Here is a 24,651-nt window from a genome sequence, read left to right on the forward strand (position 1 = left end):
ATGAAATCGCCCACGGTTGCCTCCCCTCCGAGAATCGGCCCATCCAGAGATCGGGCGCGACCGATCGCTACACTCTCGGCGTCGGAGGGAGGGCACCACAATCCAACGCCAGTTGACGACGTCTTCCGACATCCATCAACATGTGTGATCGACCGCGTTGACGACCCCCGTCCACTGTCCGACACTGGCCGATACTGACCGTCAACCCGCATGCACGGAGGTCGAAATGGGCACCATCACGGCATAGGAATCGGCGAACGGCCGTCGCTACCGAGTGCGGTACGCAAGCCCGATCACTCCCAGACGGACAAGCGCGGCTACCGCACCAAGCGCGAGGCGGCGGTGTTCCTCCACATGGTCGAGCTCTCCAAGGCACGAGGTTCCGACGTCGACCCGGCGCTGTCGCGAGTGAACGTGGAGTCATGGGCGCGCGACTGGCTGAAGAGTCAGGCTCAGCTCAAACCAACGACGTTGGTGGGGTACGAGAGCGCCTTGAGCAAGCGCATCATCCCGCGGTGGGGGAGGCGCAGTCTGAGCGACATCGGCTACGCCGAGATCCAGCATTGGATCAGCGACCTGTCGAAGACCCTCGCACCTCAGACCGAGCGAAACATCTATGCCGTCTTCTCGCTCGTCTTCTCCTTCGCCGTGCGGGATGGCCGACTCGTCCGGAACCCGGCCGAAGGCATCCAGCTGCCGCGCCGCATCAAGGCCAAACGCGGCTACCTCGCCCACGCCCAGGTCCATCGGCTCGCCGATGAACGCGGCGACTCCCGGACGCTCGTACTGTTCCTGGCCTACACCGGCCTGCGGTGGGGCGAAGCGGCGGCGCTCCGGCGTCCGTGACGTCGACGTCACCCGTCGTCGCGTGGAGGTCGCTCGCGCCTTCGCCGAACCGGCGGGCCGCATCGTCCTCGGCACCCCCAAGACGCACGCTCAGATCGGTGGCGTTCCCGCAGTTCCTCGTCGACCCGGTCGCCGCGGCATGCGAAGATCGCGAGCCCGACGACCTCCTGCCCCATCGCCGGGCGCCGGGATCCGCGCCAGCAACTTCCGCTCCCGCAGGCTCGCGTCCGCGGTGCAGCGAGTGCAGCAGACCAACCCGAGCTTCCCGCGAGTGACGCCGCACGATCTCCGCCACACCGCGGCGAGCCTCGCGCTCTCATCGGGCGCGAATATCAAGGCAATCCAGGGCACGCTCGGCCACGTCTCCGCGACCATGACCCTCGACGTCTACGCCGACCTGATCCCCGACGATCTCGACAGCGTCGCGGCCGCGCTCGGCCTCGAAGCCCCGAATACGTCAACTCCGAACTCAGGCAAAGAAAAAATCCCAGGCTGACCTGGGATTTTTCTCGTGCCCCCGACAGGAATCGAACCTGCGACCTTTGGTACCGGAAACCAACGCTCTATCCCCTGAGCTACGGAGGCGTACCGGTCGAGATTACCACCCGCGGCGCGCGTCATCCGACGCCGACGAGGCAGCGTGCGCGGCTCGCCGGGGTCAGTGCCCCGGTTCGGCGCCGGGCGCGGCATCCGCCACGATGCTGCGCTCGGCGAGCGCCTGATTCAGCCGCGCCGCGAGGTAGGCGTGCCCGGGCGTGGAGGGGTGGAACTGGCCCAGCCCGGTGTCGATCACGTCGAGGTAGTTCCACGACTGGATCCACTCCTCCTGCAACGGGGAGACGTACCACCACCCGCGCGCCGCGGCGAGCTCACCCAGCCGCTGGTCGATCCACACCGTCCCCGCGTGCACGGGGAGCTGGTGGGGCGCGGGGCCCAGGATGACGATCCGCGCGTCCGGGTACCGCGCGGCGAGCGCGTCCCAGGCCGACGTCACGGCCTTGTCGTACCCGTCGGGCACCAGGAGGCGGTCGTTGATCGAGCCCTGCACGATCACGAGATCCGGATCGAGCGAGGCATCCAGAGCCGCGATGCGCTCGCCGAACGTCGGGCCGTCGACGCCCTCCCGGAGGTAGCCGCTGCCGCGCACTCCCGCGACGGTCGTGTCCCACCCGGTCATCGCCTCGAGCACGTAGGCGTATCCCATGCCCGGCTCGGCCGCCGAGCCGAACGTCCACGAGTCTCCGAAGACGAGCACGCGCGCGTCGGCGGGCAGCGCGAGAGGCTCGGCGTCGACGACGGATGAACCCTCCCCGGATGCCGCGGCGTTCGGGGGTGCGGCCGCCCTGTGCCAGGGCTGCCAGACGCCGACCAGCGCCGCCGCGACGACGGCCGCCGCGATGGCGGCCGCGGCCCCCGCACGCAGGCGGGATCGGGCGGATTCTGCGGACATGCACACGAGCGTAGGCGACCCGGCGGCGCTCTTCGTCCACGGCCTCCAGGCGCGCGCGCCGGGGCCCTCCGGACGCATGCGAGGATTGCTCGGTGCAGCGCTCCGTCACGGCAGAAATCGACCTCGATCTGGCCGGTTCCGTCGATCTCGTGTTCTCCCTCAGCGTGGCCCGGCAGGTGCCCGTCGTGGGGGAGCGGCTCACCTTCATCCAGGGTGGCCGCACGTGGGCGCCGACCGAGATCGTCGACCCGTCCGGCAGCCGTCTGCACCGGCTCCGGGGGGAGGCGGGTCGCCTCGAAGTGCGCTACGAGGCCCTCGTCGACGGCGCCGCCGGCATGCCGCGCACGAGCGACCTGGACGCCATCACCTACCTCCGCCCCAGTCGCTACAGCCAGTCCGATGAGGTGTTCACGCAGGCGCGGCGACAGTTCCACGGACTCTCCGGGCACGACCTGATCGAGGCCGTCACCCGCTTCGTCGAGCAGAGCATCACCTACACGCCGGGCCTGAGCCTCGGCACCGACAGCGCCGTGACGACCCTCACGACCGGTCAGGGGGTCTGCCGCGACTACGCGCACGTGGTCATCGCGCTGCTGCGGGCGATGGACATGCCGGCGCGGTACGCGGCCTGCTACGCGCCGGGGCTCGACCCGATGGACTTCCACGCCGTTGCCGAGGCGTATCTCGACGGCGCCTGGTACGTGATTGACGCGACCCGCCTCGCCGATCGCCGCTCCCTCGTGCGCATCGCAACGGGCCGCGACGCCGCCGACTGCGCCTTCCTCAGCTTCCACGGCGGCCACGTCGGCCTCGAGCGGCTGCAGGTCGACGCGCGGCTGCACGACGGTGGGGCGGATGCCGCGGCATCCGCCGACGACTTCACCGCTCTCGTGCAGCTGGCCTGAGGCACGGGGGAGGCGTCCGTCGAAACTAGACTGGGCGGGCTATGAACCCCGAGGATCTCTCCGCCGCCCTGCTCGCCGTGATCACGCCCCTCGCCGAGGCTCGACGACCCGGTTCGGCCGAGGGGCTCACCGCCGCCGACCTGCCGCTGGAGCGCCCCAAGAACCGCGACCACGGCGACTGGGCCTCCAACGCCGCCATGAAGCTCGCCAAGCGGGTGGGCGCGGCACCGCGCGAGCTCGCCGCCGAGATCGCGGCGGGCCTGGAGAGCGTCGACGGCGTCGCGAGCGTCGAGGTCGCCGGCCCCGGGTTCATCAACATCCGGCTGGATGCCGCGGCCGCCGGAGCGCTCGTGAAGACCATCGTCGAGGCGGGGGCGGCGTTCGGGACGAACGACTCCCAGCGCGGCAACAGCATCAACCTCGAGTTCGTCTCCGCCAACCCCACCGGCCCGCTCCACATCGGCCACACGCGATGGGCGGCCCTCGGCGACTCGATGGCACGCCTGCTGCTGGCGAGCGGCGCGACCGTGGCGCGCGAGTTCTACATCAACGACGCCGGCGCGCAGATGGACCGCTTCGGCCTCTCGGTGCTCGCCGCGATCCAGGGGCAGCCGACCCCCGAGGGCGGGTATGCGGGCGCCTACATCGACGAGCTCGGTCGTCGCGTGCTCGTGAAGCGCCCGGACATCCTCGACCTGGATGAGGACGAGCGGATGGTCGTGGCCCGGGACACGGCGTACGAGCTGCAGCTGGGGGAGATCCAGGCCTCTCTCGAGAACTTCAACGTGCACTTCGACGTCTGGTTCTCGGAGCGCGTTCTGCACGCCCGCCCCGCGGACGGCGGCCCGAGCCTCGTGGACGAGGCCGTCGACCGGCTGCGCGCGCAGGGGCACGTCTTCGACGAAGAAGGAGCCGTGTGGGTGCGCACGACCGACTTCGGCGACGACAAGGACCGCGTCATCCGCCGCGGCAACGGCGAGTACACGTACTTCGCCGCCGATGCCGCCTACTACCTCAACAAGGGCGACCGCGGCTACGCGCACAAGATCTACCTGCTGGGCGCCGACCACCACGGGTACGTCCACCGACTCAAGGCGCTGGCGGGCGCGGCGGGCGACGACCCCGACAAGGACATCGAGGTGCTCATCGGGCAGCTCGTCTCCGTCAACGGCGCGCGCCTGTCCAAGCGCGCGGGCAACATCATCGAGATGGACGACCTGCGCGCGTGGATCGGCACCGACGCGCTGCGGTACTCCCTCGCCCGGTACCCCGCCGACTCGCCCCTCACCCTCGACCCCGAGCTGCTGCGCAAGCGCACGAACGACAACCCCGTCTTCTACGTGCAGTACGCCCACGCGCGCACGCACAACGTCGCGCGCAACGCGGCCGACTCGGGCGTCGACCGCAGCGAGTTCGCGCCCGAGCTGCTCGAGCACGAGACCGAATCGGCGCTGCTCGGCGCGCTGCAGGAGTTCCCGCGCATCGTGGCGTTCGCCGCCGACGTGCGCGAGCCGCACCGCGTGGCCCGCTATCTCGAGGAGCTCGCGGGGCTCTACCACCGGTGGTACGACAACTGCCGCGTCATCCCCCAGGGGGACGCTCCCGTCGAGACCGTGCACCGCACGCGGCTCTGGCTCAACGACGCCACGGGACAGGTGCTGCGCAACGGCCTCGACCTGCTCGGTGTGAGCGCGCCGGAGCGGATGTAGCGCATGAGCGGCGCCGAGCACCCGACCCTGCCCCTGCCGGAACCCGGAAGCCGATGGGTGCTCGCGAACGCCGGCGAGGCTCCGGCCCGCCGGCGTCGCGTGTGGCCCTGGATCGTCACGCTCGTGATCGTCGCGGCGGTGCTGGTCGGCGGCTGGTTCGTGGCCAACTGGCTCGCCGGCGACCTCGTCGAACGCGCCGTGCGCACGCAGGTGGTGCAGCAGCTGGGGGCGGATGCCTCGGGCGAGGTCGACGTCGAGGTGTCGGGCATGGTGATCCCGCAGCTCGTCTCCGGCGAGCTCGACGAACTGCGCATCACCGCTCAGGACCTCAGCTTCGGCACCCTGTCGGGCGACGTCGACGTCGTCGCGACGGCCGTCCCGATCAGCGCGGACCGCGACCTGGGCCAGGCGTCGGCGACGGTGGTCCTCGACGAGCAGCAGCTGCGCGCGCTCCTCGCGGGGCTCGAGGGCTTCCCAGCCGACACGGTGTCGATCGACGGCGGCGAGGTCGCGGCATCCTTCGAGCTCAACGTGTTCGGCGCGGTCATCCCGATCGGTGTGGGGCTCGTGCCCTCCGCCGCGGACGGCGATCTCGTCCTGACGCCCGCCACGCTCCGCCTCGCCGACACGACGATCTCGGCCGACGACCTGCGCGCGCAGTTCGGCGGGTTCGCCGATGCCGTGCTGCGCTCGTGGGACGTCTGCGTCGCCCAGTACCTGCCGGCGGCCCTGACGATGACGGATGTCGTGGTCGCCGACGGCCGCGCGACGATCGATTTCGACATCGCTCCCGGCGTGCTCCACGACCCCGCTCTGCGCCAGGACGGCACGTGCGGATGACGCGGCCGGCGCGGGCCGGATGGGGCCGAGCGAACGCGGTGCCCTAGACTTTCAGCAACCGTCGGCCGCGTGAGCATCCCGCGACCTGCCGCCAGTCGGCGCCGACGCATCCCGACATCCGATTGGTACGCCGTGCCCGCCTCGCCGCTCGCCCCCGCCTGGCTCTCCGAGCCCTCCGACGCGAACGCGCTCGCCGAGGGCGTCTGGGCGGCCAGCGCCCACCGCGACGAGACGGGCGCCGTCGTGGTCGGCGGGGTCTCGGTGCGTGAGGTCGTCGCCCGCTTCGGCACGCCCGTGCTCGTCATCGACGAGGACGAGGTCCGAGGGCGAGCCCGCCGCACCGTCGCCGCGTTCTCGGCGGCCGCCGCGGCACAGGGCACCAGCGCGCGGGTCTACTACGCCGGCAAGGCGTTCCTCTCGACCGAGATCGCCCGCTGGGTCACCGCCGAGGGCATGCGAGTGGACGTCTGCACGCAGGGCGAGCTCGAGGTTGCGCTCGCCGCCGGTGTGCCGGCCGAGCACATCGGCTTCCACGGCAACAACAAGTCGGTCGCCGAGCTGCGCCGGGCCGTCGAGACGGGCGTCGGAACGATCGTCCTGGACTCCGAGATCGAGCTCGAGCGCCTTTCGCGGATCGCGGTGGACGCCGGTCGCACGCAGGCCGTGCTGATCCGCGTCAACACCGGCGTCCACGCCGAGACGCACCACTTCCTCGCGACGGCCCACGAGGATCAGAAGTTCGGCTTCCCGCTCGCCGAGGCGGCCAGGATCGTGGGGCGGATCCGCCGCGCGCCGGGTCTGCGCTTCGACGGCCTGCACTGCCACATCGGCTCGCAGATCTTCGGCACCGACGGATTCCGCGAGTCGGCCGCGCGCCTGCTCGAAGTCCTCTCCACCGTGGGAGGCGGCGGGGATACCGCGCCGATCCTCAACCTCGGCGGCGGCTTCGGCATCGCCTACACGTCGGCCGACGAGGCCACGCCGATCGAGCAGCTCGCCGACGGCATCCTCGAGGTCGTCGCGGCGGAGAGCGCCGCCCGCGGCATCCCCGTCCCCGTCGTCGCGTTCGAGCCGGGGCGCTCGATCGTCGGCACCGCCGGGGTGACCTTCTACGAGGTCGGAACGACGAAGGACGTCACGGTCGACACCGAGACCGGGCCCGCCGTGCGGCGCTACGTGAGCGTCGACGGCGGCATGAGCGACAACGCCCGCCACGCCCTGTACGGCGCGGACTTCTCGGCGCGGATCGCCTCGCGCGTCTCCGACGCCGGCTCGCAGCTCGTGCGCGTCGTCGGCAAGCACTGCGAATCGGGCGACGTCGTCGTCGACGCCGAGTACCTGCCGGATGACGTCTCGCCCGGCGATCTGCTCGCCGTGCCGGTGACGGGCGCGTACTGCCAGCCGCTGTCGAGCAACTACAACCACGTGCCCCGGCCGCCGGTCGTCGCGGTGCGCGACGGCGCGGCACGGGTGATCGTGCACGGTGAGACCATCACCGACCTGCTGGCCCGGGATGCCGGGCTGCACCCGTCGAGGGGAGAAGAATGACCGACTACCGCACGCTGCGCGTCGCCCTGCTGGGCGCCGGCGCGGTCGGATCACAGGTCGCGGGGCTGCTGCTGCGCCACGGCGACGAGCTCGCCGACCGCGCGGGTGCGCGCCTCGAGCTCGCCGGCATCGCGGTGCGCACGATCGACGCGCCGCGCGACGTGGAGCTGCCGCCCGAGCTGTTCACGACCGACGCGGAGGCCCTGATCGTCGGCGCCGACATCGTCATCGAGCTGATGGGCGGCATCGAGCCCGCCCGCACCAGCATGCTGCAGGCCCTCGCCTCGGGCGCCGACGTCGTGACCGCCAACAAGGCGCTCCTGGCCACCCACGGCCCGGAGATCTTCGACGCCGCCGACCAGGTCGGGGCATCCGTCTACTACGAGGCCGCCGCCGCGGGCGCGATCCCGATCATCCGCCCGCTGCGCGACTCGCTCGCCGGCGACCGCGTGCGCCGGATCATGGGCATCGTCAACGGCACCACGAACTACATCCTCGACCGCATGGACACCGAGGGCGCCGCCTTCGCCGACGTGCTGAGCCAGGCGCAGGCGCTCGGCTTCGCCGAGGCCGACCCGACGGCGGATGTCGAGGGCTACGACGCGGCGCAGAAGGCGGCGCTGCTCGCGAGCCTGGCGTTCCACACCGCCGTCCCCCTCGACGCGGTGCACCGCGAGGGCATCACGGGCGTCGACGCCGCGATGATCGAATCCGCCCGCCACGCGGGCTACGTCATCAAGCTGCTCGCCGTCTGCGAGCGCATCGAGGATGCCGCGGCCGGCCAGCAGGCCGACGCCATCTCCGTGCGGGTCTACCCCGCGCTCGTGCCCCGCTCGCACCCGCTCGCGAGCGTGCACGGCGCCAACAACGCCGTCTTCGTCGAGGCCGAGGCCGCCGGAAGCCTGATGTTCTACGGAGCCGGCGCCGGGGGAGTGCAGACGGCATCCGCCGTTCTCGGCGACGTCGTCTCCGCGGCCCGCCGCCACATCGCCGGGGGAGTCGGGGTGGGCGAGTCCACGCGCGCCAACCTCCCGATCCTGCCGATCGGGCGCGTCACGACGCGCTACCAGATCACGCTCGAGGTCGACGACCACGCGGGCGTGCTCGCGACCGTGGCCGGCATCCTGACCGAGGGGCGCGTGTCCATCGCGACCGTCGAGCAGACCGTTCTCACCGAAGAGGAGGAGGGCGCGCCCGTTGCCCGCCTCGTCATCGGTACTCACAAGGCCCTGGAGCAGGACCTCTCCGACACCGTCGCCCGCCTCGCCTCTTCCGGCGTGGTGGAGCGGGTCGTGTCGGTCCTGCGTGTGGAAGGAGACTGACATGGCACACGTCTGGCGCGGAGTCCTGCGCGAATACGGAGACCGGCTCGGAGTGACCGAGACCTCGACCGTCGTCACCCTCGGCGAGGGAGGGACGCCGCTGCTGCCGGCGCCCGCGCTCTCCCGCCGCACGGGCGCCGACGTCTGGGTCAAGTACGAGGGGATGAACCCCACCGGGTCGTTCAAGGACCGCGGCATGACCGTCGCGATCTCCCGCGCGATCGAGCACGGCGCGAAGGCCGTGATCTGCGCATCGACGGGCAACACGTCGGCGTCGGCCGCCGCGTACGCCGCGCACGCCGGCATCACGGCCGCCGTGCTGGTGCCCGAGGGCAAGATCGCGATGGGCAAGCTCAGCCAGGCCGTCGCGCACGACGGCCGGCTCATCCAGGTGCGCGGCAACTTCGACGACTGCCTCGAGATCGCCCGCGAGCTCGCCGAGCACTACCCCGTGCACCTGGTCAACTCGGTCAACCCCGACCGCATCGACGGGCAGAAGACGGCCGCGTACGAGGTCGTGGAGCAGCTGGGCGACGCGCCCGACTTCCACTTCATCCCGGTCGGCAACGCCGGCAACTACACCGCCTACACGCGCGGCTACCGTGAGGAGGCCGCGAGCGGCGTCTCCACCCGCGTCCCGCGCATGTTCGGCTTCCAGGCCGCCGGCAGCGCCCCGCTCGTCGTCGGGGAGGTCGTGCGCAACCCCGAGACGATCGCGTCGGCCATCCGCATCGGCAACCCCGCCTCGTGGCACCTCGCCATCGAGGCGCGGGAAGCGACCGACGGGTACTTCGGCGCGATCGACGACGACCGCATCCTCGCGGCGCAGAAGCTGCTCGCGGGGGAGGTGGGCATCTTCGTCGAACCCGCCTCGGCGATCAGCGTCGCCGGGCTCCTCGACCGCGCCGAGGCGGGCGTCATCCCCGCGGGCTCACGCGTCGTGCTCACGGTGACCGGCCACGGCCTGAAGGACCCGCAGTGGGCGCTCCGCCGCTCCGACGGGTCGCAGGTCGAGCCGACCGTCGTGGACGCCACCACCTCCGACGTCGCCGACGTGCTCGGCCTCGCCCCCGTCGGAGCCACCGCGTGAACACAGCCCCTCGCACCGTCACGGTGCGGGTGCCCGCCACCAGCGCGAACCTCGGTCCGGGCTTCGACACCCTCGGCCTCGCGCTGAGCGTGTACGACGAACTCGAAGTCACGGCGCTGCCCGAACCGGGCGTCGAGGTGCACGTGGCGGGCGAGGGCGCCGAGGACGTGCCACGGGATGCCTCGCACCTCGTCGTGCGCGCGATCGACCACACGTATCGCGCGGCGGGCGTGCCGCTGCCGGGCCTGCGTCTGCGGGCGCACAACGTCATCCCGCACGGGCGGGGCATGGGCTCGTCCGGCGCGGCGGTGGTCTCGGGCATCGTGGCGGCCAAGGGGCTGCTGGAGGGCGTGGTCGACTTCAGCGATGACGACCTGCTGCGCCTGGCGACCGAGATGGAGGGCCACCCCGACAACGTCGCCCCCGCGCTGTTCGGCGGGCTGACGATCGCGTGGCTGACCCCCGACGGCCCCCAGCACAAGAAGCTGCTCGTGCACCGCGGCGTGTCGCCGCTCGTGTTCGTCCCCGGATTCACGATGTCGACGTCGCTCGCCCGCAGCCTGCAGCCGCTGCACGTGCCGCGCGAGGATGCCGTGTTCAACGTCTCGCGATCGGCCCTGCTCATCGCGGCGCTCACGCAGAGTCCCGAGCTGCTGATGGCTGCCACGGAGGACAAGCTCCACCAGAACTACCGCGCCGAGGCCATGCCCGAGACGCTGCGTCTCGTGCAGGCCCTGCGAGACGCCGGCTTCGCCGCCGTCGTCTCGGGCGCGGGCCCCAGCATCCTGGTGCTCGCCGACGGGCCCGGGCGCCGCCTCGAGGCCGCGGACATCGTCGCCAACGCGTCGGACACTCCGTGGGAAGCGCTCATGCTGGCCGTCGACTTCAAGGGTGCTACAGTGAAGAACACGGAGGGTTCCACGTGAATACGCGTGAATCTGGCCTCCGATCGCAATCTGCGAAGCACTGCATGTCCTTCCCCGCCACAGACGCCTGAGCACCGCGACGGTCGTCCGATCGGCGGTGCGGCGTCACGATCCATCGGCGCCCGTGCAGTAGATCATCCACACGTGCAAGGGAGAACTCGTGGAGTCCATCTCCGAGATCCAGACCGAAGCCACCGACGCCCAGGGCGACCAGGCTTCCACCGACCAGGCGCCCGCGGCCGACACCGCCGCCGGCGAGCAGAACACCGCGGCTGAGGCCGCGCCCGCCGAGCAGGCATCCGATGCCCCCGCGGAGGAGGCCACCTCCGAGGCTCCGGCCGAGGGCAAGCGGGTGCGCGCGCCCCGCAAGAGCGAGCGGCGTCCGCGGGTGCGCGAGGTCGCGGCCGACCTCGGCGTCGACGCCAAGCGCGTCATCGCCGCGGCCGCCGAGCTCGGCGTCACGCTGAAGTCCGCGCAGTCGGCCGTCGACACCGAGCTCGTCGCGCGCCTCGCGACCGCCATCCAGGACGCCGACGCGGCCGCGGAGGCGCCCGCCGAGGCGCAGACCCCGGCATCCGCCGAGGCGCCCGCGCCCGCCGAGGACGAGGCGCCCGACGCGTCGGGCGACGCGTCCGAAGCGCCCGCCGGCTCCACGGCCGACGAGTCGAACCAGGGTTCGTCCTCCGAGGGTTCGTCCTCCGAGGACTCCTCCCAGGACGCGTCGTCGAACGACGGCGCCGCGACCGACGACTCGTCCGAGGGCGAGCAGACCGGTGGTCGCCGCAGCCGCAGCCGCAACCGCAACCGCAACCGCGGTGGGGCGGGCGGCCAGAACAACGGCGGCGGCCAGAACGCCGGCGGTGGCCAGAAGGGCGGCGAGGCGCAGAACGCCCCGTCCGCGCCCGGCAGCGCCCCGTCATCCTCGTCGCCCGCGCCGGACGCCGACGACGACCAGCGCGGCCAGGGTCGCGGTCGGGGTCGCGGTCGCAACAAGCGCGGCGCGACCGGCGGCGGAGCATCTGACGAGTTCGACACCGAGATCGGCGACGACGACGTCCTGATCCCGATCGCGGGCATCCTCGACGTGCTCGACAACTACGCCTTCGTGCGCACGACGGGCTACCTGCCCGGCACGAGCGACGTCTACGTCTCGCTCGGTCAGGTGAAGAAGTACAACCTCCGCAAGGGCGACGCCGTCGTCGGCGCCATCAAGCAGCCTCGCGAGGGCGAGCAGTCGGGCCGCCAGAAGTACAACGCGCTCGTGAAGGTCGACTCGATCAACGGACTGTCGCCCGACGACGCGGCGACGCGTGTCGAGTTCGGCAAGCTCACGCCGCTGTACCCCCAGGAGCGCCTGCGCCTGGAGACGGCGCCCGAGAAGCTCACCCAGCGGATCATCGACCTCGTGGCGCCCATCGGCAAGGGCCAGCGCGGCCTCATCGTCGCCCCGCCCAAGGCCGGCAAGACGATCGTGCTGCAGCAGATCGCCGACGCGATCGCGAAGAACAACCCCGAGGTCCACCTCATGGTCGTTCTCGTCGACGAGCGCCCCGAAGAGGTGACCGACATGCAGCGCTCGGTGCGCGGCGAGGTCATCGCCTCGACGTTCGACCGTCCCGCCGAAGACCACACGACGGTCGCCGAGCTCGCGATCGAGCGCGCCAAGCGGCTCGTCGAGCTGGGCCGCGACGTCGTCGTGCTGCTCGACTCCATCACCCGGCTCGGGCGCGCGTACAACATCTCGGCGCCCACGTCCGGCCGTGTGCTGACGGGAGGCGTCGACGCGTCGGCGCTCTACCCGCCCAAGCGCTTCTTCGGCGCCGCGCGCAACATCGAGAACGGCGGATCGCTCACGATCCTCGCGACGGCGCTCGTGGAGACCGGGTCCAAGATGGACGAGGTCATCTTCGAGGAGTTCAAGGGCACCGGCAACAGCGAGCTGCGCCTGTCCCGCCAGCTCGCCGACAAGCGCATCTTCCCCGCGGTGGACGTGAACGCGTCGTCCACCCGTCGCGAGGAGATGCTGCTCTCGGCCGACGAGGTCAAGATCACGTGGAAGCTGCGTCGCGCCCTCGCGGGCCTCGACCCGCAGCAGGCGCTCGAGGTCGTCCTTGGCAAGCTCAAGGAGACCAGCTCCAACGTCGAGTTCCTCGTGCAGATGCAGAAGTCGGTCCCCGCCCCCGCGCGTGAGGGGCACGGCGGCGGTCACAGCCACGGGCACGAGAACAACATCCGCTGATCCGACCGGCATGACCGATCCCGCGATCTTCGACTCCGTCAAGGCGCTCATCGACGAGCACCGCCGGGTGCAGGAGGAACTCTCCGACCCGGCGGTGCACGCCGACGCCCCACGTGCCAAGCGCGTCAACCGCCGATATGCAGAGCTCTCGCGGATCGTCGCCGCCCACGAGGCGTGGTCCGCGGCATCCGACGACCTGGATGCCGCGCGGGAGCTCGCCCGCGAGGACGACGCGTTCGCGGAGGAGGTCCCCGCGCTCGAGGAGAAGATGCTCGCCGCGCAGGAGCGCCTGCGGCGGCTGCTGATCCCGCGCGACCCCGACGACGCGCGCGATGTCATCCTCGAGATCAAGGCGGGGGAGGGCGGCGCGGAGAGCGCGCTGTTCGCGGCGGATCTGCTGCGGATGTATCTCCAGTTCGCCGCGGCGCAGGGCTGGAAGTCGGAGCTCATCGAGCGCGACGAGTCCGACCTCGGGGGCTACAAGAACGTGCAGGTCGCGATCAAGGGCTCCTCGTCCGACCCGGCGCAGGGGGTCTGGGCCCACCTCAAGTACGAGGGAGGCGTGCACCGCGTGCAGCGGGTTCCCGCGACCGAGTCGCAGGGACGCATCCACACGTCGACGACCGGCGTGCTGGTGTTCCCCGAGGTCGACGAGCCCGACGAGATCGAGATCAACCCGAACGACCTCAAGATCGACGTGTTCCGCTCCTCCGGCCCCGGCGGCCAGTCGGTCAACACGACCGACTCCGCCGTGCGCATCACGCACCTGCCGACCGGGATCGTCGTGTCGATGCAGAACGAGAAGTCGCAGCTGCAGAACCGCGAGGCGGGCATGCGCGTGCTGCGTGCGCGCCTGCTGGCGAAGCAGCAGGAGGAGCGGGATGCCGCGGCATCCGACGCCCGGAAGTCGCAGATCCGCGGGATGGATCGCTCCGAGCGCATCCGCACCTACAACTTCCCCGAGAACCGCATCGCCGACCACCGCACCGGCTACAAGGCGTACAACCTCGACCAGGTCATGGACGGTGCCCTCGGCCCGGTGATCGAGAGCTGCATCGCCGCGGACGAGGAAGCGCGCCTCGCCGCCCTCGGCGCCTGACCCGCCGTCCCGCCCGCGTCGCCCCCGTCCGTTCCGTCCCGGACGGAGGGCTCGCCTGTCGCGAATCGACCCGGTGTCGGTCCCGTCGCGTCGTTTCGTGACAGGGGAGCGGCGGCGCGGGGGGCGGCGCGGGGGCGCGGGGGTCCTCCACAGGGCGCGGTCGGTGCGGTGATCCACGGATGCCGGCGGGCGCGCCCTGCGGAGCAGTGCTGCGCGGCACGGTGGGGCGCATGTCGCACACTCCGCTTCCCGAAACGCTGCCGCCCGCTTTCACCGTCCCGATGGCGCGCGCCGCGGGCGTCGGCGAGGGGCGTCTGCGCTCGAAGGACCTGCGTCGTCCGTTCCACGGCGTGCGCTCCCGGCGCGAGGTCTTCGACGCCGGCGCCGCCGACGCGGCCCTGAGCCAGCGCGAGCGGATCCGTCTGGCGGCCCTCGAGTACGCGGCGCGCATGTCCGAGTTCGAGTTCTTCAGTCATGCGACCGCGGCGGTTCTCTGGGGTGCCGCCCTTCCCCTTCTCCCGGACGAGAAGGTCCACGTCGCGGTCCTCCCCCCGCGCCGCCTGCCCCGTGTCCGCGGCATCCGCGGGCACGAGGCGCAGCCGCGCCTGACCAGGGTCGTCGTGCATCCCGGCACCGGGCTGCGCATCGCGAGCCCGGCGACGACGTGGGCGATGCTGGGGGCTCAGCCGCTGCATCCGTATGACCTGATCGCGGCGGGCGATTCGCTCGTAAGGGTCCAGCGGATGCCGGGCCCCCGGCCGCGCCCGATGCCGCCGCCGCTGGCGAGGGTCGACCAGCTGCATGCCGCGGTGCGCGCCGGACGCCGCGTCGGCGGGCCGCGCCTGCGCGAGACAGTCGATCGTGTGCGGACCGGCTCCGCGTCCCGTCCCGAGTCGTGGACCCGGTTGACCCTGTGCGACGCGGGCCTTCCCGAGCCGACGCTGGATCGTGACGTGTACGACGACGCGGGGAACTTCATCGGCTGCGTCGACCTGGCCTACCCCGAGTGGAAGATCGCGATCGAGTACGAGGGCGATCATCACCGCGTGGACCTGGCGACGTGGAATCGGGACATGGAGAAGCACGACGCGCTGCAGGCGGCCGGCTGGCGCGTGATCCGCGTGAGCCGCACGATGCTGTTCGCGCACCCCGACGAGCTCGTCGCGAGGGTGGCGGCCGCTCTCCGCGCCCGGTCCTGACGCTCGCCTGTCGCATTCCGCTCGGCGTGCCGGCGGGAAGGGTCGGATCGTGACAGGGGAGCGGCCCGCGCGGCGCGCGGGGCGGCGCGAGGGCGCGGGGCGGCGCGAGGGCGCGGGGCGGCGCGGCGGGCGGCGGCGCGGGGGACGGGGGCGGCGTGGGGACGTGGCCGCGGCATCCGCGCACCGATAGGGTCACGAGCGTGATCATGTTCCTCCTGCGCACGCTGGTGTTCCTGCTCTCCGCAGCACTGGGGCTCGTCGTGGCCGACCTGCTGCTGCCGGGTTTCGTGATCGTCTGGCACGACTGGTGGGGCTTCGTGCTCGCGATCGTCGTCTTCGCGGTCCTGCAGAGCGTGCTCTCGCCGTGGATCGCGACGATGGCGCGCCGCTACGCACCGGCCCTTCTCGGCGGCATCGGCATCATCTCCACCCTGGTGGCGCTCCTGGTCGTCGTGCTGCTGCCGATCGGCGGCCTGCGCATCACCGATGCGATCTCGTGGGTCCTCGCGCCCGTCGTGGTGTGGGTCATCACCGCCCTCGCCACGGTGCTGCTGCCCCTGCTCTTCTTCGCCAAGCGCGTCGACGATCGCCGCGACCGCCGCCGCGACGGCACGCCCGCCTGACCCGATGCACCCCACCACGACCCCGGCGCCAGGAGGCCGCATGGACCGGATCATCACCGCAGACACCGTCATCACGATGGACCCCCGCCGACCGCGCGCGCAGGCGATCGCCGTCTCGGGGGAGCGCATCGTCGCCGTCGGCGCCCTGGAGGAGTGTCGGGCGGCGCTGCCCCAAGCGGAGGTCGAAGACTCGGGGGCGGCGTGCCTGCTGCCCGGCTTCATCGATTCGCACTCCCACCCCGTGCTGAGCGGGATGGCCACGATGCCGCCGGCCTATTGGGTCGCGCCGTGGTTCTGCCCCACCTGGGACGACGTGCTCGCCGTCTTCCGGCGGGCGATCGCGGAGACGGATGCCGCGGCGCCGCTGTCCTTCTTCGGCTTCGACGGGCTGCTGCAGCAGCACGAGGAGCCCACCGCCGCCGTGCTCGACGAGATCTTCGGAGACCGCCTCGTGCTCGTCTTCGGCAACTCGGGACACACCTCCTACGTCACCTCGGCGGTCATCCGCGCTCTGGGCTGGGACCGGAATCCCCCCGCCGACCCCGTGGGCGGCTTCTTCGGACGCACTCCCGACGGCGCCCTCGACGGACGCGCCACCGAGGTGCCCGCCGCGATGGCGCTCGCGGAGCCCGTGCTGAGCGCCATCGCGGGTGCGGCCAGGCCCCTCCAGGGCGCCGTGGAGTACTACGTGCTGATGTCGTCGGCCGGGATCACCTCGACGTCGGAGCTGACGTACAAGACGCCGCTGAAGACCGCGTACGAAACGCTCGCGACACTGCCGAGCTCGCCGCTGCGCATCACGCTGTACCACATGTCCACCGAGACCGACTGCGGGGCGCCGTTCACGTCCCACGTGCCGCCGACGATGCTGCGCAAGCAGGGCATCAAGCTCTGGGCCGACGGATCGCCGTGGGTGGGCAACGTCGCGATGAGCGCGCCGTACCTCGACACGCCGGCGACGCGAGCGGCGGGGATATCGCCCGGCGTGACGGGCGAGAGACCCATGAACTACACGCGCAGCCAGCTCGACGCGCTGCTGGATGCGCACGCCGCCGAGGGCTGGCAGATGGCGTTCCACGTCAACGGCGACATCGGTCTGGACATCGTGCTCGACGCGTTCGCCCGCGCACTCGACACGCACGGGCTGAGCGGCACCGATCACCGTTGGCGCGTCGAGCACATCGGCGGGGCGCGCCACGACCAGTTCTCCCGCATGGCGGCGCTGGGCGTCGTCGCCTCGATGGGCCCGTTCCAGTTCCACTACTGGGGTGATCTGCTCGACGGGCAGATGTTCGACTCCGCCGTGGGCGCCCCGTGGCAGCGCTTCCGCGACGCGTTCGACGCCGGCGTGCACCCCTCCTTCCACAACGACGGCAGCGTCAGCCCGCCGACGCCATTGCTGAACATCCAGACCGCCGTTACCCGCCGCACCTCGAGCGGCACCGTGCGGGGTCCCGAGCAGGCGACGACGCTCGACGAAGCGCTGCGGGCGCAGACCATCAACGGCGCGCACGCCCTGGGATGCGACGCCGACGCCGGATCGATCGAGGCGGGCAAGCTCGCGGACCTCGTCGCGCTGGCGGCGGACCCGTACACCGTCGCGCCCGAGGAGATCGGCGCGATCGCGGTGCTCGGCACGTGGCTCGGGGGAGAGCGCATCGACCTCGATGCGTTCGCCGCGGCATCCGGCCAGGTCGACGACGCCTCCCTGGCCGCCGTCCGCGGCCTCGGCGTTCCCGGCTGCTGCCATCACGTCGCGGCCGTCGCCGCGCCCGCCGCCGCCTCGTAAGGCGCCCGTCGGGAGGCGCGCCTCGCGCCTGGGCCGCCTCGCCCGCTACAGTGACCTCACGGTGTCGCGCAGGTGAACGCGCGGTGTCCGGCTGGGGAACGGCGCGCGGGGGCGTGCACGGGGATGGGGTCTGTCATGGCGTTGACAACGGGGACCACGAGGGCGTCGCACAGGCGCGACGGCGCGGACGCTGGCGACGACCCCGTCGTCCGCGCCTCGGTGCGCGGTGTCGCGCGCGGGCTCGTCCTCATCGGCGTCGCGCTCGCGGCGGCGCACCTCGTCGTCCATACGCTGGCGGCCCTCGGCGTCATCACCTACGAAGGGCGTGTGATCTCGGCGTTCGACATGGACGACGAGGTCAGCATCCCGACCTGGTTCAACATGATGCTCCTGGCGGGCGTCGCGCTCGGCGCCGCGGCCGTCGCGGTGGCCACGCGGATGCCGCGGATGCGCCGGGGCTGGGCGGCGCTGGCGATCGTGTTCGCCTATCTGTCCCTCGACGAGGGCGCAGCGCTGCACGAGAGCCTGATGTACGCCACGCGCAACGTCTTCGGGATCACCGGCGGTCCGCTCTGGTACGCGTGGGTCATCCCGGTCGGGATCGCCCTCGTGGCGGCCTCGCCCTTCGCGATCCGCTTCCTCGCCGCGCTGCCGCGGCGGGTGCGCACGCTGTTCATCGTCGCCGGCGTGCTGTACGTCGGGGGAGCGCTCGGCATCGAGGTCGTCAGCGCCACCGCCGGCGCCGAGGTGGAATCCCTCCTGCGCGACGAGAACGACCCCGTGGTCTGGCTGCTGGCGTGCTTCGAGGAGTCGCTGGAGATCGCAGGCCTCGTCGTGGTGTCGATCGCCGTGCTGATCCACCTGCGCGATCACGCCCTCGCCGGCCGGGCGCTGGCCGTCCAGCTGCGCTGAGTCACCCGTCCGGGTGGGCCGGCGATCAGATCTGGTACTCGGGCGCCGTCAAGATCGATCGGGTGGTCTCGCCGTCGCGACGGGCCCGGGCCTTCGCCGGGATGCCCGTGAGGACCGAGTCCTCCGGGGCGTCGCGCGTCACGACGGCGTTGGCGCCGATGACCGACCCCGCACCGATCGTGATGGGCCCGAGCACCTTGGCCCCCGCTCCCACCGCGACGCCGTCGCCGAGGGTGGGGTGACGCTTGCCGGAGTCGCGCGTGCGACCCCCGAGCGTCACGCCGTGGTACAGCATGACGTCGTCGCCCACCTCGGCCGTCTCGCCGATCACGACGCCCATGCCGTGGTCGATGAAGAAGCGCCGGCCGATGCGGGCGCCCGGGTGGATCTCGATGCCGGTGAGCGCGCGCGTGATCTGGGAGCCCGCGCGGGCGAGGAACCGCCGATCACGCTTCCAGAGCGCGTGCCACACGCGGTGGGCCCAGATGGCGTGGAGCCCGGGGTAGAGGAGCCCGATCTCCAGCCCGCCGCGTGCAGCGGGGTCGCGCAGACGCGCGGACGCGATGTCCTCTCGGACCCGGGCCGACAGCGTCCTGACCGGCACCTCAGTCCTCGGCGAGGTGCGCGTACAGGGCCGTCGAGAGATACCGCTCGCCGTAGGAGGGGATGATCACGACGATGTTCTTGCCGGCGGCCTCGGGGCGGCGGGCGATCTCGAGCGCGGCCCAGATCGCCGCACCCGAAGACATGCCGACGAGGATGCCGTCCTTCGCGGCCGTCTCCCGTGCCAGGGCGATCGCGTCGTCGAACTCGACGTCGATCACCTCGTCGATGACGTCGCGGTCGAGGATGGCCGGGACGAAGTTGGGCCCGATCCCCTGGATCTTGTGGGGGCCGGGGTGGCCCTCGGTCAGCAGCGGGGAGTCCTTCGGCTCGACGGCGACGACCTTCACTCCGGGCACGCGCTCCTTGAGCACCTGGCCGACACCCGTGATGGTGCCGCCCGTGCCGATGCCGGCGACGAAGTAGTCGACCTTGCCGTCGGTGTCGCGCAGGATCTCCTCGGCCGTCGTCTTGCGGTGGATCGCGGGGTTCGCCTCATTCGCGAACTGCTTGGCGAGCACCGAGCCGGGCGTCTCGGCGGCGATGCGCTCGGCCTCCTCCACGGCGTGCTTCATGCCCTTGGTGGGGTCGGTCAGCACGAGCTCCGCGCCGAAGGCCTTGAGGAGCGTGCGACGCTCCTTGGACATGGAGGCCGGCATCGTCAGCACGACCTTGTAGCCGCGTGCCGCGCCGACCATCGCGAGCGCGATGCCCGTGTTGCCGCTCGTCGCCTCCACGATCGTGCCCCCGGGCTTCAGCTCGCCCGAGGCCTCGGCGGCATCGACGATCGCGATGCCCAGGCGGTCCTTGACGCTCGATGCCGGGTTGTAGAACTCCAGCTTGGCCAGCACCGTCGCATCCACGCCCTCGGTGACGCGGTTGAGTCGCACCAGCGGGGTGTTGCCGAATGCGGAGGTGATGTCGGGGTGGATGCCGGCCATGGCCTGCCTTTCGTCGTCCAGGGTGGGGCGCCGTCCGGGACGCCGTCAACGAGCCTAGGCGAGGCGCGGCGGCGCGGGGCGGAAAATGCCCCTGTATGACGGCGGTCGGGGAGGTTTTGTGACGATCCCGTATCGGGTCTCCGATGCGGGGAAGATGCCGCGGGTGCCTGATTAGGCTGAATCGCGCTCATGATCTCCTCACGCACCCCCACCCCCTTCGCCGACGGCACCGCGGTCCCACGTCGCCTGTCGGATGCCGTGCACGCCGCGGCATCCCGGCTCGCCCAGGCGGGCGTGCCGACCCCCGACGTGGATGCCGAGCTTCTGGCCGCCCACGCCTGGGGGACGACGAGGGGTGCCCTGCAGGCGGGCATGATCCGGGGCGACGAGCTTCCGTCGCCGCAGGCCGCGGCCCTCGAGCGCCTCGTCGACCGACGGGCCGCGCGGGAGCCGCTGCAGCACATCACGGGTCTCGCTCCGTTCCGCCACCTGACGCTGAGGATCGGTCCCGGCGCCTTCGTCCCGCGGCCCGAGACCGAGATGGTGGCGCAGCTGGCCATCGACGCGCTGCGCGCCGCGCCGACGGCCCGTCCCGTCGCGGTCGACCTGTGCACCGGCAGCGGAGCGATCGCGCTGGCGCTGGCCACGGAGGTGCCGACCGCTCAGGTGTACGGCGTGGAGAAGAGCGTCGAGGCCTACATCTGGGCGCGTGAGAACCTCGCCGTCACGCGAGCCGACAACGCGCGGTTCGTCTTCGCCGACCTCGCCGACACGCCCGCGGAGCTGGACGGCACCGTCGACGTCGTCGTCTCCAACCCGCCGTACGTCCCGGACGACGCGATCCCGCGCGACCCCGAGGTGCGCTTCTTCGACCCGCCGGCCGCCCTCTACGGGGGCCGCGACGGACTGGATGTCGTGAGGGCGCTGAGCCGCACCGCCCTTCGCCTCCTGCGGCCCGGCGGCGCTCTCGTGATCGAGCACGGCGAATGGCAGGGGCCGGCCGTGCGCGAACTGCTCGCGGCGGACGGCTGGCGCGCAAGCGCGACGCATCCGGATCTGACGATGCGCGAGCGCGCCACGACGGCGTTCCGGGCGTGACGCGGCACCGGCGCGGGCGAATCGGCGGGGGCCGCGCCGCGGCCTAGACTTGTCGGCGTCATGACCGCGATGTTCGACTGCCGAGACGAGGCGCAGCTGCTCACCGGCATGCGCCAGGCGCGTCAGCTGCTGGCGCGCGGGGAGCTCGTCGTGCTGCCCACCGACACCGTGTACGGAATCGCCGCCGACGCGTTCAACGCGGGAGCCGTCGCCGCCCTCCTCGCGGCGAAGGGGCGCGGGCGCCAGTCGCCCCCGCCAGTGCTCGTCTCCGGACCGCTGATGCTTCGCGCGCTCGTCGCCGACGTCCCCGCCGAGGTCGATGCGCTCGTCGAGGTCTTCTGGCCGGGGGGTCTCACCGTCGTGCTGCCGAGCCAGCCCTCCCTCGCCTGGGACCTGGGCGAGACGCACGGCACCGTCGCCGTGCGGATGCCCGATCACCGCGTCGCGCTCGAGCTCATCGCCGAGAGCGGCCCGCTCGCCGTCTCCAGCGCCAACCTGACCGGCCACCCGGCGGCCACGAGCATGGTCGGCGCGCTGGAGATGCTCGGCGACAGCGTGTCGGTGTACCTCGACGACGGTCCGTCCCGCACGGGTGTCGCCTCGACGATCGTCGACGCGACGTCGCTGACCGGCGGCGCCGGGGGAGACGGGGTGCGGGTGCTGCGCGAGGGGGCTATCTCGCGCGATCGGCTGCGAGAGGTCCTGGGCGACGCGCTCGAGCCGGACGCCGACGCGTGAAGCAGTACCTCTTCACGATCCTTTTCACCGGCGCGGTGACGCTGTCGCTCGCGTGGGCGGTGTGGCAGCTCAGCATGCGGTTCAAGCTGTACCCCGGCATCCGCGAGCGCGATGTGCACAAGACGCCGACGCCCCGCCTCGGCGGCATCGCCATGTTCATCGGCATCATGGGGGCCCTCCTCGTCTCGAAGGCGAACGAGTACTTCGGCACGTTCTGGGCCGATCCGCCGAAGGAGGTGATCGCCATCGCGGCCGCCACGACGCTCATCGTCATCGTGGGAGTCGCGGACGATCTGTGGGACCTCGACTGGATGATCAAGCTGGGGGCCCAGTTCCTCGCCGCGGGCATCATCGCGGGCTACGGCGAGCTGCAGATCTACTCCCTGCCGATCGGCGGGCTCACCGTGGGATCCAGCTGGGTCAGCTTCACGCTGACCGTGTTCGCGATCGTGGTCGTGATGAACGCCGTGAACTTCATCGACGGGCTCGACGGCCTCGTGGCCGGCGTCACGCTCATCGCGAACGGCGTGTTCTTCGTGTACTCCTATCTGCTGCTGCGCGAGTTCGCCACGAGCAACTTCTCCCTCGCCACCTTCCTCGCCGCCGCCCTCGTGGGCGCGTGCCTCGGCTTCCTGCCGCTGAACTGGAGCCCCGCGAAGCTGTTCATGGGCGACGCCGGCGCGCTCATGATCGGATTGCTGATGGCCACGTCCGCCGTCGCCATCACCGGCGCCCTCGACCCGGGCGTGCTCGACCCGGAGGACATCGGGCGTTCGCAGCTGCTCGGAGCCTTCATCCCGATCCTCCTTCCCGTCGTCGTGGTGATGCTGCCCCTGCTCGACTTCGGCCTCGCCGTCATCCGTCGCATCCGCGCGGGGAAGTCGCCCTTCTCTCCCGATCGCAAGCACCTGCACCACCGCATGCTCGACATGGGCCACAGCGACCGGGATGCCGTGCTGATCTTCTATGCCTGGACGGCGATCATGGGGCTCGCCGTGCTCCTGATGTTCCTCGCCGAGCGTGCGGGCCTGTCGTACATGATCGGCGTCGCTTTCGCCGTCGTGGGCGGCGCAGCCTGCCTGACCATCACCTTCCTGCCCTCGCGCAGGCCGCGCCGACGCGCCCCCGAGGCGTCTGACGGCATTATGACCCCCGTGGAGGAGCTCCCATGACGACCGACCCCGCCCCCGCCCGACGCCCCTCGAGCACCCCGATCCTCGCGGCCGCGCTGCGCTGGAGCGCCCTCGTGGCGGTGCCGCTCGCCGTCCTGGCCGCCGTCGCGGGATGGCTCGCCGCCGGCGGCGACGGACTCTGGAGCGCGCTGTCCGGAGTGCTCGTCGGCGCGCTCTTCCTCGCGATCACGGCGCTGTCGATCCTGATCGCCAACCGGTGGTTCGGCGACCCGCTCTACGTGCCGATCTTCTTCGGCATCGTGCTCGGCGGCTGGATCCTCAAGCTGGTGGTCTTCATCGTCGTGCTCCTGGTGGTCCGCACGGCCGAGTGGCTCGTGCCGCCCGCGTTCTTCCTGGCGCTGGTCGCGGCCGTCCTCGCGGCGCTGGCCGTCGACGTCATCGTCATGCTCCGGATGCGCCTGCCGTACGCCAGCGACGTGACCCTGCCGGGGGAGGAAGGCGACTCGCCGTCGGCCCCGGCGGCCGGCGCCGGTTCGTGAGCACGCCCATCGTTTGCTAGGGTGGAGGAGTTCCCCTGGGCCGTGCACTGAACTGAGGTTCGTGACAGACACAGTCGAACAGACAACGTCTTCGCAAGAGGTTCGTCCGACCGCGAAGACGGTTTGCGCACACATTGGTTTGAGCAAACACTGCGTCTGAACGAAGCCAGATGCGTCTGAACGAACACAACGACGTGCACGCCGTGGATGACGCTCACCACCCATCGTCGCACCGCCTGTCGGTGCCCCGAAGCTGGAGCCAGCGCTGTTTACTCAAGCTGCGACACTGATCGCGACCGCATCCACGGATGACGAGTTCCACCCGCCGTCGATTTTCGAGTTCTTCCCCGACGCGGTGCTCTTCGAGGGCACGCTCTTCGCGATCACGCGGATCAACCTGATCCAGATCCTCGCGACGGTCGTCCTGGTGCTCCTCTTCCTCCTCGGCACCCGCCGCATGAAGGTCGTGCCCGGCCGATTCCAGAGCGTCGTGGAGATGGGACTCGACTTCGTGCGCGTCAACATCGCTCACGACCTGCTCGGCCGCAAGGACGGCGATCGCTTCCTGCCGATCCTCACGACGCTGTTCTTCATGATCCTGTTCATGAACCTGACGGGGATCATCCCGTTCCTGAACATCGCCGGGACGAGCGTGATCGCGGTCCCGCTCCTGCTGGCGATCGTCTCGTACGTCACGTTCATCTACGCCGGCATCAAGAAGGACCCGGGCAACTTCTTCAAGAACTCGCTGATGCCCTCGGGCGTGCCGTGGCCGCTCTACATCATCATCATCCCGCTCGAGTTCCTCTCGACCTTCATCATCCGCCCCGTCACGCTGACGCTGCGTCTGCTGATGAACATGATGGTCGGCCACCTCATGCTCGTGCTGTTCTTCGCCGCGACGCAGTTCTTCTTCTTCGGCCTCGGCGGATGGTGGGCACCCCTGGGTGTCGGCACGCTCGCCTTCGGCTTCGTCTTCACCCTGTTCGAGCTCCTGGTGGCCTTCCTCCAGGCGTACGTCTTCACGATCCTCACCGCGGTCTACATCCAGCTCGCGGTCGCGGAAGAGCACTGAGCGGTCAGGCGCCCGCCTGACCACCCA

The 24,651-nt window shown here is 71.4% G+C and carries 23 protein-coding genes and 1 tRNA gene; 20 read left to right on the forward strand and 4 right to left on the reverse strand.

All coding sequences use genetic code 11. The annotated features are described in order from the left end of the window. The first annotated feature begins 210 nt into the window (after positions 1-210). Both ACIGCK_RS09590 and ACIGCK_RS09595 read left to right on the forward strand, forming a co-directional pair. A complete protein-coding gene (locus ACIGCK_RS09590; protein WP_396665653.1) occupies positions 211-846 on the forward strand; it encodes a tyrosine-type recombinase/integrase in 636 nt (211 codons plus the stop codon). A gap of 241 nt (positions 847-1,087) precedes the next feature. Continuing rightward, positions 1,088-1,342 carry a tyrosine-type recombinase/integrase gene (locus tag ACIGCK_RS09595; RefSeq protein ID WP_396665655.1) on the forward strand — a complete coding sequence of 85 codons (255 nt, stop codon included), beginning with the start codon at positions 1,088-1,090 and terminating at the stop codon, positions 1,340-1,342. Between the two features lie 16 nt (positions 1,343-1,358). Here ACIGCK_RS09595 and ACIGCK_RS09600 read toward each other — a convergent pair. Further along, a tRNA-Arg gene (locus ACIGCK_RS09600) sits at positions 1,359-1,431 on the reverse strand. 73 nt (positions 1,432-1,504) lie between these two features. Further along, on the reverse strand, positions 1,505-2,296 hold the full coding sequence (locus tag ACIGCK_RS09605; protein ID WP_396665657.1) for an SGNH/GDSL hydrolase family protein: 792 nt from the start codon (positions 2,294-2,296) through the stop codon (positions 1,505-1,507). A 92-nt stretch (positions 2,297-2,388) separates the two neighbouring features. Between ACIGCK_RS09605 and ACIGCK_RS09610 the strand changes: the two genes are divergently transcribed. The 13 genes from ACIGCK_RS09610 to ACIGCK_RS09670 all read left to right on the forward strand — a co-directional run bounded on the left by ACIGCK_RS09610 (position 2,389) and on the right by ACIGCK_RS09670 (position 18,497). Then, complete coding sequence (locus ACIGCK_RS09610) at positions 2,389-3,201, forward strand: transglutaminase family protein (RefSeq protein WP_396665658.1); 813 nt, start codon at positions 2,389-2,391, stop codon at positions 3,199-3,201. Positions 3,202-3,242: 41 nt separating this feature from the next. Further along, positions 3,243-4,910, forward strand: a complete 1,668-nt coding sequence (gene argS / locus ACIGCK_RS09615; protein ID WP_396665659.1) for an arginine--tRNA ligase — start codon at positions 3,243-3,245, stop codon at positions 4,908-4,910. A gap of 3 nt (positions 4,911-4,913) precedes the next feature. Next, complete coding sequence (locus ACIGCK_RS09620) at positions 4,914-5,750, forward strand: DUF2993 domain-containing protein (RefSeq protein WP_396665660.1); 837 nt, start codon at positions 4,914-4,916, stop codon at positions 5,748-5,750. 132 nt (positions 5,751-5,882) lie between these two features. Next, positions 5,883-7,298, forward strand: a complete 1,416-nt coding sequence (lysA, locus tag ACIGCK_RS09625; protein ID WP_396665780.1) for a diaminopimelate decarboxylase — start codon at positions 5,883-5,885, stop codon at positions 7,296-7,298. Next, positions 7,295-8,620 carry a homoserine dehydrogenase gene (locus ACIGCK_RS09630; RefSeq protein WP_396665662.1) on the forward strand — a complete coding sequence of 442 codons (1,326 nt, stop codon included), beginning with the start codon at positions 7,295-7,297 and terminating at the stop codon, positions 8,618-8,620. The genes lysA and ACIGCK_RS09630 overlap by 4 nt, the downstream gene beginning before the upstream one ends. Before the next feature lies 1 nt (position 8,621). Next, complete coding sequence (thrC, locus tag ACIGCK_RS09635) at positions 8,622-9,710, forward strand: threonine synthase (RefSeq protein WP_396665664.1); 1,089 nt, start codon at positions 8,622-8,624, stop codon at positions 9,708-9,710. After that, positions 9,707-10,636 (forward strand): homoserine kinase, encoded by a 930-nt coding sequence (gene thrB, locus ACIGCK_RS09640; protein WP_396665666.1) that lies wholly within the window; start codon positions 9,707-9,709, stop codon positions 10,634-10,636. The genes thrC and thrB overlap by 4 nt, the downstream gene beginning before the upstream one ends. Positions 10,637-10,796: 160 nt before the next feature. Continuing rightward, positions 10,797-12,875: a transcription termination factor Rho gene (gene rho, locus ACIGCK_RS09645; protein ID WP_396665668.1), complete on the forward strand. Its 2,079-nt coding sequence runs from the start codon at positions 10,797-10,799 to the stop codon at positions 12,873-12,875. A gap of 25 nt (positions 12,876-12,900) precedes the next feature. Further along, complete coding sequence (gene prfA / locus ACIGCK_RS09650; RefSeq protein WP_330172025.1) at positions 12,901-13,974, forward strand: peptide chain release factor 1; 1,074 nt, start codon at positions 12,901-12,903, stop codon at positions 13,972-13,974. 230 nt (positions 13,975-14,204) lie between these two features. Beyond that, entirely contained in the window at positions 14,205-15,173 is a 969-nt protein-coding gene (locus ACIGCK_RS09655; protein ID WP_396665670.1) for an endonuclease domain-containing protein, read from the forward strand. 206 nt (positions 15,174-15,379) lie between these two features. Continuing rightward, the gene (locus ACIGCK_RS09660) at positions 15,380-15,796 is read left to right on the forward strand and encodes a hypothetical protein (RefSeq protein ID WP_396665781.1); all 417 of its coding nucleotides are present in this window, start codon (positions 15,380-15,382) and stop codon (positions 15,794-15,796) included. Positions 15,797-15,836: 40 nt separating this feature from the next. After that, entirely contained in the window at positions 15,837-17,585 is a 1,749-nt protein-coding gene (locus ACIGCK_RS09665) for an amidohydrolase (protein ID WP_396665672.1), read from the forward strand. Between the two features lie 135 nt (positions 17,586-17,720). Further along, a complete protein-coding gene (locus tag ACIGCK_RS09670; RefSeq protein ID WP_396665674.1) occupies positions 17,721-18,497 on the forward strand; it encodes a hypothetical protein in 777 nt (258 codons plus the stop codon). A gap of 25 nt (positions 18,498-18,522) precedes the next feature. Here the strand turns inward: ACIGCK_RS09670 and epsC are convergent, their stop codons facing one another. After that, a complete protein-coding gene (gene epsC, locus ACIGCK_RS09675) occupies positions 18,523-19,101 on the reverse strand; it encodes a serine O-acetyltransferase EpsC (protein WP_396665676.1) in 579 nt (192 codons plus the stop codon). 1 nt (position 19,102) lies between these two features. Next, positions 19,103-20,041: a cysteine synthase A gene (gene cysK / locus ACIGCK_RS09680; RefSeq protein WP_330169849.1), complete on the reverse strand. Its 939-nt coding sequence runs from the start codon at positions 20,039-20,041 to the stop codon at positions 19,103-19,105. A 189-nt stretch (positions 20,042-20,230) separates the two neighbouring features. Between cysK and prmC the strand changes: the two genes are divergently transcribed. The 5 genes from prmC (at position 20,231) to atpB (ending at position 24,624) form a co-directional block, all read left to right on the forward strand. Next, positions 20,231-21,139 (forward strand): peptide chain release factor N(5)-glutamine methyltransferase, encoded by a 909-nt coding sequence (prmC, locus tag ACIGCK_RS09685; protein WP_330169848.1) that lies wholly within the window; start codon positions 20,231-20,233, stop codon positions 21,137-21,139. Between the two features lie 60 nt (positions 21,140-21,199). Continuing rightward, complete coding sequence (locus tag ACIGCK_RS09690; RefSeq protein WP_396665679.1) at positions 21,200-21,877, forward strand: L-threonylcarbamoyladenylate synthase; 678 nt, start codon at positions 21,200-21,202, stop codon at positions 21,875-21,877. Next, complete coding sequence (locus ACIGCK_RS09695) at positions 21,874-23,049, forward strand: MraY family glycosyltransferase (RefSeq protein ID WP_396665681.1); 1,176 nt, start codon at positions 21,874-21,876, stop codon at positions 23,047-23,049. Before ACIGCK_RS09690 ends, ACIGCK_RS09695 begins: the two co-directional genes overlap by 4 nt. Beyond that, positions 23,046-23,549, forward strand: coding sequence for a hypothetical protein (locus ACIGCK_RS09700; RefSeq protein ID WP_396665683.1), 504 nt, complete (start codon positions 23,046-23,048; stop codon positions 23,547-23,549). The genes ACIGCK_RS09695 and ACIGCK_RS09700 overlap by 4 nt, the downstream gene beginning before the upstream one ends. A gap of 265 nt (positions 23,550-23,814) precedes the next feature. Continuing rightward, positions 23,815-24,624, forward strand: coding sequence for a F0F1 ATP synthase subunit A (atpB, locus tag ACIGCK_RS09705; protein WP_396665783.1), 810 nt, complete (start codon positions 23,815-23,817; stop codon positions 24,622-24,624). The last annotated feature ends 27 nt before the right edge of the window (positions 24,625-24,651 follow it).

Origin of the sequence: Microbacterium sp. NPDC078428 (assembly GCF_044542535.1) — a bacterium.
Classification (GTDB): Bacteria; Actinomycetota; Actinomycetes; order Actinomycetales; family Microbacteriaceae; genus Microbacterium; species Microbacterium limosum.